Origin of the sequence: Streptomyces sp. NBC_01506 (genome assembly GCF_045040295.1) — a bacterium.
Taxonomy (GTDB): Bacteria; Actinomycetota; Actinomycetes; order Streptomycetales; family Streptomycetaceae; genus Streptomyces.
Genome location: NZ_CP109422.1, coordinates 1,754,881 through 1,767,973, shown reverse-complemented (window position 1 = coordinate 1,767,973; position 13,093 = coordinate 1,754,881). Strand labels below are relative to the sequence as shown.

13 protein-coding genes and 2 pseudogenes are annotated in these 13,093 nt (G+C 71.5%); 10 read left to right on the top strand and 5 right to left on the bottom strand.

From position 1 onward, the window contains the following. Positions 1 to 17: 17 nt before the first annotated feature. Positions 18 to 863 (bottom strand): peptidyl-tRNA hydrolase, encoded by an 846-nt coding sequence (locus OG329_RS07465; RefSeq protein WP_405793542.1) that lies wholly within the window; start codon positions 861 to 863, stop codon positions 18 to 20. 71 nt (positions 864 to 934) lie between these two features. Here OG329_RS07465 and OG329_RS07460 point away from each other — a divergent pair, with 71 nt between their 5' ends. From OG329_RS07460 to OG329_RS07445, 4 genes and pseudogenes are all read left to right on the top strand, one after another. After that, positions 935 to 1,612, top strand: coding sequence for an AIM24 family protein (locus OG329_RS07460; RefSeq protein ID WP_405793541.1), 678 nt, complete (start codon positions 935 to 937; stop codon positions 1,610 to 1,612). Positions 1,613 to 1,619: 7 nt separating this feature from the next. Further along, positions 1,620 to 2,513: pseudogene (locus OG329_RS07455) on the top strand (ATP-binding cassette domain-containing protein). Beyond that, positions 2,510 to 3,146: pseudogene (locus OG329_RS07450) on the top strand (ABC transporter). The pseudogenes OG329_RS07455 and OG329_RS07450 overlap by 4 nt, the downstream one beginning before the upstream one ends. Before the next feature lie 39 nt (positions 3,147 to 3,185). Further along, complete coding sequence (locus tag OG329_RS07445) at positions 3,186 to 3,338, top strand: hypothetical protein (RefSeq protein ID WP_405793540.1); 153 nt, start codon at positions 3,186 to 3,188, stop codon at positions 3,336 to 3,338. 31 nt (positions 3,339 to 3,369) lie between these two features. Here OG329_RS07445 and OG329_RS07440 read toward each other — a convergent pair whose 3' ends face one another. Further along, entirely contained in the window at positions 3,370 to 4,227 is an 858-nt protein-coding gene (locus tag OG329_RS07440) for a polysaccharide deacetylase family protein (RefSeq protein WP_405793539.1), read from the bottom strand. A gap of 156 nt (positions 4,228 to 4,383) precedes the next feature. Between OG329_RS07440 and OG329_RS07435 the strand changes: the two genes are divergently transcribed. The 3 genes from OG329_RS07435 (at position 4,384) to OG329_RS07425 (ending at position 7,709) form a co-directional block, all read left to right on the top strand. Then, positions 4,384 to 4,893, top strand: coding sequence for a hypothetical protein (locus OG329_RS07435; protein WP_405793538.1), 510 nt, complete (start codon positions 4,384 to 4,386; stop codon positions 4,891 to 4,893). 94 nt (positions 4,894 to 4,987) lie between these two features. Next, the gene (locus OG329_RS07430; RefSeq protein WP_405793537.1) at positions 4,988 to 6,415 is read left to right on the top strand and encodes a flotillin family protein; all 1,428 of its coding nucleotides are present in this window, start codon (positions 4,988 to 4,990) and stop codon (positions 6,413 to 6,415) included. A 157-nt stretch (positions 6,416 to 6,572) separates the two neighbouring features. Then, entirely contained in the window at positions 6,573 to 7,709 is a 1,137-nt protein-coding gene (locus tag OG329_RS07425) for a S1 family peptidase (protein WP_405793536.1), read from the top strand. 114 nt (positions 7,710 to 7,823) lie between these two features. Here OG329_RS07425 and OG329_RS07420 read toward each other — a convergent pair whose 3' ends face one another. From OG329_RS07420 to zapE, 3 genes are all read right to left on the bottom strand, one after another. Next, positions 7,824 to 9,185: an alkaline phosphatase PhoX gene (locus OG329_RS07420; RefSeq protein WP_405793535.1), complete on the bottom strand. Its 1,362-nt coding sequence runs from the start codon at positions 9,183 to 9,185 to the stop codon at positions 7,824 to 7,826. A 159-nt stretch (positions 9,186 to 9,344) separates the two neighbouring features. Beyond that, the gene (locus tag OG329_RS07415; protein WP_405793534.1) at positions 9,345 to 9,770 is read right to left on the bottom strand and encodes an OsmC family protein; all 426 of its coding nucleotides are present in this window, start codon (positions 9,768 to 9,770) and stop codon (positions 9,345 to 9,347) included. 82 nt (positions 9,771 to 9,852) lie between these two features. Beyond that, a complete protein-coding gene (zapE, locus tag OG329_RS07410) occupies positions 9,853 to 10,998 on the bottom strand; it encodes a cell division protein ZapE (RefSeq protein WP_405793533.1) in 1,146 nt (381 codons plus the stop codon). A 44-nt stretch (positions 10,999 to 11,042) separates the two neighbouring features. Here zapE and OG329_RS07405 point away from each other — a divergent pair, with 44 nt between their 5' ends. From OG329_RS07405 to OG329_RS07395, 3 genes are all read left to right on the top strand, one after another. Next, a complete protein-coding gene (locus OG329_RS07405) occupies positions 11,043 to 11,519 on the top strand; it encodes a PQQ-binding-like beta-propeller repeat protein (protein WP_405793532.1) in 477 nt (158 codons plus the stop codon). Positions 11,520 to 11,639: 120 nt separating this feature from the next. Next, positions 11,640 to 12,401: a pyrimidine reductase family protein gene (locus OG329_RS07400; RefSeq protein ID WP_405793531.1), complete on the top strand. Its 762-nt coding sequence runs from the start codon at positions 11,640 to 11,642 to the stop codon at positions 12,399 to 12,401. A 145-nt stretch (positions 12,402 to 12,546) separates the two neighbouring features. Then, positions 12,547 to 13,077, top strand: a complete 531-nt coding sequence (locus OG329_RS07395; RefSeq protein ID WP_405793530.1) for an indole-3-glycerol phosphate synthase — start codon at positions 12,547 to 12,549, stop codon at positions 13,075 to 13,077. The last annotated feature ends 16 nt before the right edge of the window (positions 13,078 to 13,093 follow it).

Below are 13,093 nucleotides of genomic sequence, written 5' to 3'. Positions count from 1 at the left end.
GGAGCGGCCGACAGTGTTCAACGACGCAGCGCGGGATGGTCGGCGACCACCGTGCTCGACCCGGGCGCGATCTCCGTGAATCCGGCGTCACGGACCAACGGCAGCCCGCTGCCGGTCAGTCGGCGCCAGCGCGCGGCGTCCGGCGTGCGTACGGCGAGCGGGAATCCGGCCTCCCGCCACACCTTGCGTTCCGTCTCCGACAGCTCCCACCAGGCGAGCTGCGCGCCATGGCCGGCCTGGGCCATCGCCTTGCCCGCCGACATGCCGAGATCCGGGCTGAGCCAGAGCACGGGAGTGTCAGGGCCGGGCGGGTCGGTGGCGGGCGGGGCCTCGGGGTCGTCCAGGTCGGTGCCGGAGACCTGGAGCTTCGCCAGTTCCTTGGGCCAGCCGTCGAGCGGGATGGGCGGGAAGACCCGTACCTCCGCGTACGGGGCGAAGACGGGGCCGTCCTCGGCCGCTTGCGGTGGGTCGGTCGGACCGGTGTCCGTCGGCCCGGCGTCCGCCGGACCGCCCACCGTGATCCCCGGCAGCAGCGACGCCTTCCGCCACTCCGCGCCGCGCGCCCTGCGCACCACCTTGCGGATCCGGGCGTCCTGCCAGTCCCGCATCGCCCGCGCCCACTCGCCGTCGCCCGTGGACCGCTCGTCGGCGAGCATGACGAGTACGGCCCGAGCGGCGGCCTCCAGCGCGTCGGTACGGGTCGGCGGCGCGGCCTTCTCGATCCGTACCACCAGCGGCAGCACGAACTGCGGGGCCTCGTCACGCGCGGTCCGCTCATGCCGGAACGGGCTGTCCACCGGGGCGCCGGAGGTGTCGTCCGCCGGGTTGTCCGCCCCGGTGCCGGCGGTGTCGTCGATGCTCACGTGTCAAGTGTGCCAGTTCGGACTCGCCGCGATGTTGGCGGAATGCGCGGCTCCGGGTGACCATGCTCCGCATGAAGAGCGATCTGTTTTCCCACGAGAACATGGCACAGCAGGCGACCATCCCCGGGATGAGCCTCCAGAACTCCAAATCCGTCAAGTACGCCGTCAACGGCGAAATGCACGCGCGCCAGGGGTCGATGATCGCCTTCCGCGGCAATCTCCAGTTCGAACGCAAGGGCCAGGGCGTCGGCGGGATGCTCAAGCGCGCCGTCACCGGCGAGGGCCTGGCGCTGATGGCCGTGAAGGGCCAGGGCGAGGCGTGGTTCGCGCACGAGGCGGCCAACTGCTTCATCGTCGACATCGAGCAGGGCGACGCGCTCACCGTCAACGGCCGCAACGTCCTGTGTTTCGACCCCACCCTCAGCTACGAGATCAAGACGGTGAAGGGCGCCGGCATGACCGGCGGCGGCCTCTTCAACAGCGTGTTCACCGGCTACGGGAAGCTCGCCATCATCTGCGAGGGCGACCCCATCGTCATCCCCGTCACGGCGCAGGCGCCGGTGTACGTCGACACGGACGCCGTCGTCGGCTGGAGCGCCCAGCTCAGCACCTCGATGAACCGCTCGCAGTCCATGGGCTCGATGATCCGCGGCGGTTCCGGCGAGGCCGTCCAACTGATGCTCCAGGGCGAGGGTTTCGTCATCGTCCGGCCGAGCGAGCTGACGCCCACGAAGGCGTCCGGGAGCTGACCCACGCGTGGAACTACGAGGAGTGGGCCGCCGGTACGGTGTCGGCGGCCCCTGGGTGCTGCGCGGCGTCGACCTCGCGCTGCCGCCGCACAGCCTGATCCGCGTCGAGGGCACCAACGGCAGCGGCAAGTCGACCTTGCTGCGGCTGCTCGCCGGGATCGACTCGCCCACCGAGGGGCGTGTCACGGGCCGCCCCGGCCGTACGGCGTACGTCCCCGAGCGCTTCCCGGTCGCGCTGCCCTTCACGGCCACCGGGTAACTGACCCATCCGGGGCGGATCCACGGACTGCGCGGCGCCGAGGCGGTGGCGCGCGCCGCCGAGTGGCTGGAGCGCTTCGGGGCCGGGAGCCACGCCGGTACGGCGCTGTCGGAGCTGTCCAAGGGCACCAGCCAGAAGGTCGCCGTGGCACAGGCGCTGCTCGCCGCACCGGAGCTGCTGGTGCTCGACGAGGCGTGGACGGGGCTCGACTCGGCGGCCCGTACACAACTCGACCTGGCCGTCGCGGAACGCGTCGCCGCCGGTGGCACGGTGGTCTTCGTGGACCACGATCCACGGCGCCTGGCCGGGGCCGCCGACGCCGTGTACGCGGTGGCGGGGAACGCGCTCGTACGCGGTACGGCGCCGGGCTTCCCGGCCCAACAGGGGCCCCTGGTACGGGTCGTGGCGGTCGGCCCGCCGGGCGCGGCCCCGCCGGACGGGCTGCCCGGCGCACCCACACACGAGCGGGGGCCGGGGGACGGGACTGTACTGCTGAGTGTCGCCGCCGCGCACTCCGACGCGCTGTTGCGCGCGCTGCTCGCGGCGCGCCCGCCCTGGCACATCCGAGAGGTACGCGCGCCGACGGCGACGGACGCGAGCACGGCCACCACCACCAGCACGACGGAGCACGCCACTTCATGACCGCACTGTTCCGTTACCACACCGCCATGCTGCTGCGCTCGCAGCGCCGGCTCCCGCCGGTCCTGCTCCACGGCATCGTCCTCGCCGTCGGCGTCCAGGGCGGCGAGCCGGTGCTCGACTCGCTCGGTGTCGTCGCCGCCGCGCTGCTGCCGGTCACCGCGTGGCCCTCCGGATCTGCGTCACGCAGGAACCGGACGCGGCCCGCGCCGTCACCGCCACCGCGGCGGGCATGCCCCGCGCGCATCTCGCCGCGCTGCTCGCCGCGACGGCCTGCGCGGCGCGCTGGGCGTCGTCGGCACGGTGGTCGTCACGGCGGTCAGCGACCGGAGAAGCGCCAACGGCCTGGTGGAGCTGGCGCCGCTGCCCGCCGGGGCGGCGGGGCTGCTCGCGGCGCCGGTCTGTCTGCTGACCGGTGCCACGGTGGGCGCGCTGTTCTCCCGGCCGCTCGCGGGGATCGCGCTTTTCGCGCTGCTGGCGCTGGTGACCGGGTCTCCGGCCAAGGCCGCCGTGAGCGCTCCGGTGACCGGCTCGCGTGCGGGTGCGATCCACCCGCCGGGACTGCCGCTGGCCGCCGCCGCGCTGGTGGCGGCCGTGGCGGCGGGGATCTGTGTCCTGGGCGTACGGCGGGGCTGAGCGCGGCGCCGCCGTACGCCGTTCAGTACGCTCGACCGTATGGGAGACGAAACCACCGGTACCGGGACCGTCGTGTACGCGGACTGTGTGCACTGCGCAGAGCCGACCGAGTACCCGGAGTCGGTGAAGGGCATCACGCTGTGCCCCGTCTGCGAGTGGCACGAGGCGCAGCGGAACGCCTGCTCCGGCTGACGGCCCGGTCCGGTCCGGCCGGCGCCGGGGCTCAGCCCTTCATCAGATCCGACACCTTGACGAAGCGGTAGCCGCGCTCGCGCAGCGCGGGCACGATCTTGCGTACCGCCTCGTCCGTCACCGGCGCCGCGCTCGTCGTGCAGTGCATGACCACCAGCGAACCGGGCCGCACTTCGGCGAGCACCTGCTCGGCCACCGCGTCCGCGTCCGTGGCGAAGGCGTCGCCGCTGACGACGTCCCACTGGACCGCCGTCAGGCCGGCCGGTGCCAGGGTCCGTAGCGTCGACTGGTCGTAACAGCCGCCGGGGAAGCGGAAGTACGGCACGACCTGCCGTACCCCGGCCTTGCGGAACGCGCCGAAAGCCCGCTCCACATCGGCGGCCATGTCCTTCTTGCCGAGCACCGGAAGCCCGTAGCAGTCGGCCGTGAAGGAGTGGTGGCTGTACGAGTGGTTCGCCACCTCGAACAGGGGGTCGGAGCCGATCTCCCTCGCCTGGAACGGGTACTCCTCCGCCCACCGCCCCGTCATGAAGATCGTCGAGGGCACTTCGAGGCGGCGCAGCGACGAGATCAGCGTCGGGTTGTCGAAGCGCTCGCCACGGGCGGCGCGCGGTCCCTGGTCGGCCGTCATGTCGGCGTCGAAGGTGAGCGCGACGGTCTTGGCCGCCGCCTTGGTCCGGGTCTTGCCGGTGGGGTCCGCGCCACGGTCCGCGCCACGGAGGAAGACCGGCGTCACGGCCGGACGTTCGGGCCCTGCCGGGTGCTGTGCCGCCGCCTCGGGCGAGGGCTTGGCGGGCGGACGGGCCTCGGTGCCGGTGTCGGTGCCGCATCCGACGAGGACGGTCCCCAGCGCGGCGACCGAGATGAGTCTCTGGACATAGGTAGGCATATGGGCAAAATATATGACTAATTGTTCAACCTGCGGTTACGGCGCTCGAAGATTGCCGGAACACGGCACTGCGCCGCGTGACGGACCGTGAGAACATTTCCTCCCGTTCAAGGGTTCATCAGGGGGACCGGCGGAAGCCGGGGGAGGGACGACCCCATGGATGTGTTCCTCGGCCTCGGTATCGCGGGTGTGATCCTGCTCGCCGTCGCGCTGATCTTCGACGGAATCTTCGAGGGCCTGTTCGGCGGAGTGCTCGACGGCCTGTTCGCGGGCCTGCTGTCGCTGCCCGTCGTGGCGGGATTCGTCGCCATGCTGGGCTTCGGCGGTGCGATCGTGCTCGGTACGACCGACCTCGGAGCCGGCCCCGCCATCGCGGCGGGCGCCGTCGCCGGTGCCGTCACCGGCTGGCTGGCCTGGAAACTCAGCCGCGTGCTGATGCGCGATCAGACGGACGCCACGCCACGGGGAGCGGACCTCGTCGGTACGTCGGGGTCCGTGGTCACGGCCATTCCCGTCGGCGGTTACGGCGAGGTGATGCTCCGGGTGGCGGGCCAGCCGGTGAAGTTCGCCGCGAGGAGCGCGGTGCCCCTGGCGCGGGGTTCCGAGGTCTGGGTGGAGTCGACGCTGTCGTCCACCTCGGTCGGGGTCCGGCCCGTCGAGCGCTGAGCCACCCGCCGAACCGCCGAACCGCCGCGCGGTGGCCGGCGTCCCACAGGTGCGGCGTCCACAGCAGCCCGTACGTCAACAGGGGGAGTCCCATATGAGTCCAGTGATCATCGCGGTGGCGGGAGTCGTCGTACTTCTCGTCCTGCTCGCCCTCGTCGTCATCACCCGCTACAAGGTCGCGGGACCCAGCGAGGCCTTCATCATCACCGGCCGCCGGGGGAAGTCGTCCACGGACCCGGTCACCGGCCGGATCAGCACCGACAACAGCGGTCAGAAGGTCGTGGTCGGCGGCGGCGTCTTCGTGGTCCCGTTCGTCCAGCAGAAGTTCACGCTCGACCTGTCCAGCCGGCACATTCCGGTCGCCGTCCGGGGCGCGGTGACCCTGCGCGGCGTCAAGGCGCATCTGGAAGGCGTCGCGATCGTCAAGGTCGGCGGCAACGAGGACGCCATCCGCGCCGCCGCGCAGCGCTTCCTGCGGCAGCAGAAGGGCATCGTCGGCTTCACACAGGAAGTGCTGTCCGGCGCGCTGCGCGCCATCGTCGGCCGGATGGCCGTCGAGGACATCATCCGCGACCGCGCCGCCTTCGCCGGTCAGGTCGCCGAGGAGGCCGAGGCGAGCCTGTCCGGCCAGGGCCTGATCCTGGACGCCTTCCAGATCCAGGACATCACCACCGAGGGCTCCTATCTGGAGGACCTGGGCCGGCCCGAGGCCGCCCGTGCCAGGCAGGAGGCGGACATCGCCGAGGCGATCGCCAAGCGGGCCTCCGAGCAGGCCCGGCTCAAGGCCGCCGAGGAGATCGCGGTGGCCGAGCGGACGTTCTATCTCAAGCAGGCCGAGATCAAGGTCGAGACCGAGGCGGCCAAGGCCAAGGCCAACGCGGCCGGACCGCTCGCCGAGGCCGCGCGTCAGCAGGAAGTCTTGGGCGAGCAGGAGAAAGTGGCGCAGCGTCAGGCAGCTCTGACGGACCGTCAGCTCGACACCCAGGTGCGAAAGCCTGCCGACGCCGCGCGCTACCAGGCCGAGCAGGAGGCCGAGGCCCGCAGGATCGCGCAGGTGAAGGAGGCCGAGGCGGACGCCGAGCGGTCGCGGCTGACCGGTGAGGGCGAGAAGCTGCGCCGTGCGGCGCTCGCCGAGGCCGTACGCATCGAGGGCGAGGCGGAGGCGGACGCGATCACGGCGCGCGGTACCGCCGAGGCGGGCGCGATGCAGAAGAAGGCCGACGCGTTCGCGCAGTACGGGGACGCGGCCGTGCTCCAGATGCTCGTCGAGGTGCTGCCGGCCGTCGTCGCCAAGGCGTCGGAGCCGCTGAGCGCCATCGACAAGCTGACGGTCATCTCCACGGACGGCGCGAGCCAGCTCTCGCGCACGGTCACCGACAATGTCGCGCAGGGGATGGAACTGCTGACGTCGACCACCGGGGTCGACCTCGCGGAACTGCTCAAGGGGCTTACGCAGCGGGCGAGTTCGACGGAGCCGGCCAAGGCGTCGGAGACCAAGAAGAAGATCGAGCTCAGCGGCTGACGATACGTCAGACCGAAATCAGACCGCAGTACGTGAGGGGCCGGCCGGACCGTCGTCCGACCGGCCCCGTCGTACCGCCCGCCCGGTCGGCTGAACACAACTCGCGTGTCGCCCGTATCAAGGGGTCACTCCGTAATCCCCCACAGGAGGCGACGAGTTGAGTCACAGGCGAATATCCAAGGGCAAGGCCGTTCTCGCGGGAGCCGGGGCGGTGGGTGTCGCGGCGGCGGCCGTCCTGCTGCCGAACGCCAACGCGTCACAGTCCGGCACGGACGGCGGTGCGGACGGTGGTGCGGGGCGGAACGCGCGGACGGTCAGCGCCGCGTCGGCGCCGGAACTCGTCGCGAAGCTGTCCGCACAGCTTGGCGAGGACTACGCGGGGGCGTACTACGACGCGGGGACGAAGCAGGTAGTGGTGAATGTCGCCGACGGTGGTGGTGAGTCGGCCTCGCGGGTGCGCGACGCCGGCGCCGTGCCGCGAGGCGTCCGGCACAGCATGGGTGAACTCCGGTCCGCCACCGGCACGTTGAGCCGCGACGCCGCCGTCCCCGGCACCGCGTGGGCCGTCGACCCCCGCACCAACCAGATCCTCGTCACCGCCGACACCACGGTCACCGGCGCACGCTGGGACACGCTGGAGTCGACCGTGCGCTCGCTGGGCGACGGCGTGGCCCGTATCCAGAAGTCGGCGGGCGAGTTCAAACCGTTCCTGGACGGCGGCGACGCCATCTTCGGCGGCGGCGCCCGCTGTTCGCTCGGCTTCAACGTCACCACGCAGGACGGCGCGTCCGGCTTCCTCACCGCCGGGCACTGCGGCGTCGCGGCCGAGCAGTGGTCCGAGGACCAGAACGGCGCACCGGTCGGTACGGTCCAGGCCGCGACCTTCCCCGGCGACGGCGACTTCGCGCTCCTCACGTACGACGACCCGGCCACCGAGGCGCCCAGCGAGGTCGACGTCGGCAACGGCCGGAGCGTGCCGATCAGTCAGGCGGGCGAAGCCGCGGTGGGCCTGGAGGTGGTCCGGATGGGCAGCACCACCGGGCTGTCGGACGGTTCGGTCACCGGGCTCGACGCGACCGTGAACTACGCGGAGGGCTCCGTCAGCGGGCTCATCCAGACCAACGTCTGCGCGGAGCCCGGCGACAGCGGAGGCCCGCTGTTCACGGCGGACGGCACCGCGATCGGCCTGACGTCGGGCGGCAGCGGTGACTGCACCGTGGGCGGCGAGACGTTCTTCCAGCCGGTACCGACGGCGCTGGCGGCGGTGGGAGCGGAGATCCTTTCCGCCGGCTGACGACGGTGTCGGGGTGCCCTCAAGCGCCGGACGGGCTTACTAAGCCCGTCCGGCGCTTGAGGACGAACCGGCCACCGGGCGGACCCGGCAACCGAACCGGTCACCTCACCAGCGCTAGCGCCACGGCCCCGTGACGGCGAACGTCTTGCCGGGCGTGTAGGAGTTCACGTACATCGTGTCGCCGTCCGGCGCGAACGTGACCCCCGCGAACTCACCCCACTCCGGCTCCTCCGCCGTCCCGATGTTCTCCGCCGCGCGCGCCATCTCGTACAGCTCGCCGTGCCGCGTCAGCCCGTACACGTGCTGCGCGCCCCCGCCGTCCTCGCACACCATCAGGCCGCCGCTGGGCGCGAGGCAGATGTTGTCGGGGGACTCGCCGGGCATCTGGATGTCGGTGTCCGGGCCGAAGACGATCACCAGCGTGAGCCGGCGCCGCTGCGGTTCGTACTTCCACACCTGCCCGTAGTGGTCGGCCGCCGACCCCTCCGCGCTCCTCGCGAAGCTCGACACGAAGTAGACAGACCGGTCGCCCCAGTAGCAGCCCTCCAGCTTCTGGGCGTGCGTGATGCCCTTCTTGCCGAAGTCCTGGAGCCGGATGGGCGTTTCCCGCGCCTGGGTGTCCGGCACGGGCACCCACTCGACTCGGTCGAAGCTGGCGCCCGGCTCCTGGACGGCCGACAGATCCGGTACGCCGGGGACGCGCATGGCCTCCAGCGTGCCGCCCGCGCGCAGCGACCCGAGCCCGCCCAGCGGCTTCTCGGGCAGGAAGCGGTAGAAGAGGCCGAAGGGCCTGTCGAACGCGTCCTCCGTCTCGTACACCACACCCGTGCGCGGATCGATCGCGATCGCCTCGTGCTGGAAGCGGCCCATCGCCTTCAGCGGTACGGCACCGGTACGGTGCGGATCGGCGCCGTCGACCTCGAAGATGAAGCCGTGGTCCTTGGTGTAGCCGTTGGTACCGGCCTTGTCCTCGGTCTCCTCGCAGGTGAGCCAGGTGCCCCAAGGGGACGGCCCGCCCGCGCAGTTGACGGCGGTGCCGGCGATGGCGACGCGCTCGCCCAGTACGTTGTTGCGCCCGTCGAGTTCGAGCGCCGTACAGCCGCCCTTGCCCATCGGGTCGTAGGTGAGGCCGTCGACGGTCGGGACGCCGATCTTGGCGGTGGCCCGGTTCTCGTGGTTACGGACCAGATGGACGCGTCCGCGCCGGCCGGCGAAGGCGGCCATGCCGTCGGGATTGCTGGGGACTTCGCCCTCGCCCGAACGGAGCGCGTCGCCCGTTGCGGACAGGACGCGATAGCGGAAACCTTTCGGCAGGTCGAGCAGACCGTCCGGGTCGGGTACGAGCGGGCCGTAGCCGCTGCGCCCCATTTCCTGTGCGACGGCGGTGCCGGCGAAAAGCTCCGACACCGCTCCGGTGAACGCGATTCCGGCGACCGATGCTCCGGTGGCCAGGACCTGACGTCGTGTTGCGGACATGAGGCAACTCCCTGTTGGCGGACAGGAGACGTGACCCGCACGTGTGTATCACGGGTGTTGTGTACACGTGAACCGTGCGGGCCACTGAGCCTTATGTGTCGCCTGGTATGTCCTGAGAGATCAGCGGTTCAGCGGATCCTCGGTTCGGCGGATCTCGGTTCAGGCGAGCGTCGCGGTGAGCGTGATGCTCGTGCCCGCGAGCGCCTGGCTGACCGGGCAGTTCGCCTTCGCGTCCTCGGCGGCCTTGACGAACGCCGCCTCGTCCAGGCCCTCGACCTCGCCCCGAACGGTGATGTGGACGCCGGTGATGCCGGTGCCGGGCACCAGCGTGACCTCGGCCTGGGTGGTCAGCCTGGTCGGCGGGGTGCCGGCCTTGGCGAGACCGTTGGACAGGGCCATCGAGAAGCAGCTCGAGTGAGCGGCGGCGATCAGCTCCTCCGGGCTGGTCTTGCCGTTGGCCTGCTCGGCGCGGGAGGCCCAGGAGACCGGCTGCTCGGCGATGCCGGAGGAGTCGAAGGTGACGACGCCGCTGCCCTTGAGGAGGTCGCCTTCCCAGACGGTGTGTGCCTGGCGCGTGGTAGCCATGGTGATGGGAACCCTTCTGTATCGGGCACGCGGGAGCTGACCGACCGCACCTCGCGCACCGCACATCGTTACGGCACCGAACTTACTCGGCGAGCAGGCGCTTCGCGTCGCGCGCCAGTGCGGTGAGACGGGAGATCGCCCGGAAGTACTTCTTCCGGTAGCCGCCGTTCAGCATCTCTTCGCCGAATAGTTGGTCGAAGGGCAGCCCCGAGGCGAGGACCGGTATCTCCCGGTCGTACAGCCGGTCGGCCAGTACGACGAGGCGCAGCGCGGTCGACTGGTCGGGCACCGGGCCCACGTCCGTGAAGCAGGCGATCCGCAGACCCTCCGTCAGCGCGCCGTACCGGCTGGGGTGCACGGTGGCGAGATGGGCGAGGAGCGAGGGGAAGTCGTCCAGGCCGGCGCCTTCGGTCGCGTGGGCGGCGCGCGTCACCTGTTCGGTGGTGAGCGGGGGAGGGGCCTCGGGCAGTCCCCGGTGCCGGTAGTCCTCGCCGTCGATGCGCAGCGGGCGGAAGCGCGCGGAGAGCCCCTGGATCTCGCGCATGAAGTCGGCGGCGGCGAAGCGGCCTTCGCCGAGCTTGCCGGGCAGCGTGTTGGAGGTCGCGGCGAGCGCCACGCCCGACTCCACGAGCCGGCTCAGTAGACTCGATACGAGGACGGTGTCGCCCGGGTCGTCCAGCTCGAACTCGTCGATGCACAGGAGCCGGTGGCCGCCGAGGGTCCGTACGGTCTGCTGGAAACCGAGAGCGCCGACGAGGTTCGTCAGCTCCACGAAGGTGCCGAAGGCTTTCTGTTCGGGCGCGGCGGGGGTGGCGTGCCAGAGGGAGGCGAGCAGGTGGGTCTTGCCGACGCCGTAACCGCCGTCGAGGTAGACGCCGCGCGGGCCGGCGGTGCCGGCGCTGTCGGCGGGCCTGCGGGCGAACCAGCGCCGCTTGCCCTGCCCGCCGCCCGCCGGGCCGCCGAGTCCGGCGGCGAACGCGCTCAGTACGGTGACGGCCTCGGCCTGGCTGGGCTGGTTCGGGTCGGGGACGTACGTGGCGAAACGCACGGAGTCGAAGCGGGGCGGCGGCACCATCTCGCCGACCAGCCGCTCGGCCGGTACACGGGGCTCACGGTCGCACAGGGACACAGGGGAGTAAGAGGCGGAGAAGGGGGACACGGTTCTCAACTGTAGGCGGTGGGGGGTGGGGGCAGGCGGCTCGGCCGACCCGTAGGATTCTTCGAACATCTGTACGTTTCAAGTGTCGGGAAGCCGCATGGGGGGAAACGAACATGACAGACATGCCGGAGTCGGAGTCCGCCGTCACGCCGCACTACGGCGGCGACGGCCGCAGCGGCACCTATCAGGCGTCCGGCCTTCCGGAGAGCGCCCGGGTCGCGTGGGTGGCCGCGACGGACGGGGAAGTGATCGCCTCGCCGGTGCTGGCCGGGGACACCCTGCTCGTGGCCGACTCGGCCGCGAGGCTGTACGCCTTCGACGCGGCCACGGGCGCGCTGCGCCGGCGTCACACGTACAGCGACGACTGGGTCGAGGAGGAATTCGAGCCCGGCGACTTCGTGGCGCAGCTCCCGATCGCCGTGTGGAACGACATGGTCTTCGTCGGGGTGGGCGGGCTCGACCACGAGTTCGACGACTGTCTGCACGTCCACGACCTGAAGACGGGACAGGTCCTGCGGACGATCGAGGGGCCATGGCATCCGACGGTGATCGGCGACCTGCTGCTGCTCTCCGGTGACGGGGGCATGTGATCCCCCGGCGCGCCGGGCGCCGGCGCCGGACTCGCCCACCCTCACGCACGTCAGTTCGGGGCACCCCGGCGCGCGGATATGTGGGCGGCACCCCGGCGTGCGCCGTGTCAGACTGCGGCCATGCGACGCCTGTTCCCCGTGCCGTCCGAGCCGATGGCAGACCACGAGTGGGCCCTGGACGATCTGGCTGACGCGTACGCGTACCCCGAGCCGCTGGAGGGCCACTGGCTGCGCGCCAACATGGTCTCCACGCTCGACGGTGCCGCCCAGCACGACGGCCGTTCGCGGGGGATCTCCTCCGACGCCGACATGCGGATCTTCGGCACCCTGCGCGGGCTCGCGGATGTCGTCGTGGTCGGCGCGGAAACGGTTCGCCTGGAGGGCTACCGGCCCGCCCGCGCCCGTGACGCCTTCGCCGGACGCCGGGCCGCCGCCGGGCAGGCGCCCGCGCCCGCGATCGCCGTCGTGAGCGTGAGCCTGAACCTGGACTTCACGCTTCCGCTTTTTGTCTCGCCCCTTGTCCAGACCCTGATCCTGACCGGCTCCGCCGCGTACCCCGACCGGATCCGCGCCGCCGAGAAGGCGGGCGCGCGGGTGCTGGTCGCCGGGGACGGGCCCGGCGTCGAGCCCGCCCGCGCGGTCGCGGCGCTCGCGGAGATGGGCCTGGTACGGCAGCTCGCCGAGGGCGGCCCCCACCTGCTCGGCCAGTTCGTGGCGGCGGGTGTGCTGGACGAACTCTGTCTGACGGTCTCCCCCCTCCTCACGGTCGGTGGCGCGCAGCGCATCACGGGCGGACCGGACCTCGCGGACCCCGAGCGCTTCGCCTTGGCGGCCGTACTGGAGGAGGCCGGGTTCCTTTTCACCCGATACCGTCGGAGCTGACATTGGGCGGAATTTGTCGTTCCGGTTAGCTTCCACTGGGCACACTTACTCACGCAGACTCATCACGCAGACCCCGTGCGGACACGGGGAAGGATGGTTTCCGCAGTGGGCCTCACCGGCCCCTGAACGACGAAGGGCGCCTGTCGTGTTCACAAGCGTATTGATGATCGAGAAGCCCCTGTCGTCCGTGGACGTCGAATTCGTGACCACGCTCCACGGGGACGAGGACGTCACCTTCATCGTGCTCATGCAGCCCCGCGGCGACCAGGCGGACGCACTGCTGCGCGCCATCGACGACGTCGCGTTCGGCGAGCTGAGGGAGGCCGGCCGCGAGGGCGACGTACCCGAGGGCGCCGCCGCCCGTGGCCCCGCCGAGCTGGCCCTCGCCCACTCCCTGACCGTGCTGCGGGCGGCGGGCCGGGACGCCACCGGCGTGGTGGTCGAGAAGCACCCGCTGGACCACCTCAAGTCCGTTGTCGAGGAGTCGGCTGCCGACGAGGTGATCGTGCTCACCGAGCCGCACTACGTGGAGGAGTTCTTCCACAGAGACTGGGCCTCGCGCGCCCGCCACAAGGTCGGCGTACCCGTGCTCAAGCTCTTCGCGCACAGCGCGGAGGACGACGAGCCCGCGGGAGAGGCCAACGGGTCGGCGGGCGGAGCCGGTCGAAGCGAATAGGCTGGGGGGCCGCTGA

Bases quoted from the DNA above. Each gene is read 5' to 3' on its own strand.
- OG329_RS07460 (WP_405793541.1), top strand. From the start codon at position 935: ATGAAGAGCGATCTGTTTTCCCACGAGAACATGGCACAGCAGGCGACC.
- OG329_RS07445 (WP_405793540.1), top strand. From the start codon at position 3,186: ATGGGAGACGAAACCACCGGTACCGGGACCGTCGTGTACGCGGACTGT.
- OG329_RS07440 (WP_405793539.1), bottom strand. From the start codon at position 4,227: ATGCCTACCTATGTCCAGAGACTCATCTCGGTCGCCGCGCTGGGGACC.
- OG329_RS07435 (WP_405793538.1), top strand. From the start codon at position 4,384: ATGGATGTGTTCCTCGGCCTCGGTATCGCGGGTGTGATCCTGCTCGCC.
- OG329_RS07430 (WP_405793537.1), top strand. From the start codon at position 4,988: ATGAGTCCAGTGATCATCGCGGTGGCGGGAGTCGTCGTACTTCTCGTC.
- OG329_RS07420 (WP_405793535.1), bottom strand. From the start codon at position 9,185: ATGTCCGCAACACGACGTCAGGTCCTGGCCACCGGAGCATCGGTCGCC.
- OG329_RS07415 (WP_405793534.1), bottom strand. From the start codon at position 9,770: ATGGCTACCACGCGCCAGGCACACACCGTCTGGGAAGGCGACCTCCTC.
- zapE (WP_405793533.1), bottom strand. From the start codon at position 10,998: ATGTTCGAAGAATCCTACGGGTCGGCCGAGCCGCCTGCCCCCACCCCC.
- OG329_RS07405 (WP_405793532.1), top strand. From the start codon at position 11,043: ATGACAGACATGCCGGAGTCGGAGTCCGCCGTCACGCCGCACTACGGC.
- OG329_RS07400 (WP_405793531.1), top strand. From the start codon at position 11,640: ATGCGACGCCTGTTCCCCGTGCCGTCCGAGCCGATGGCAGACCACGAG.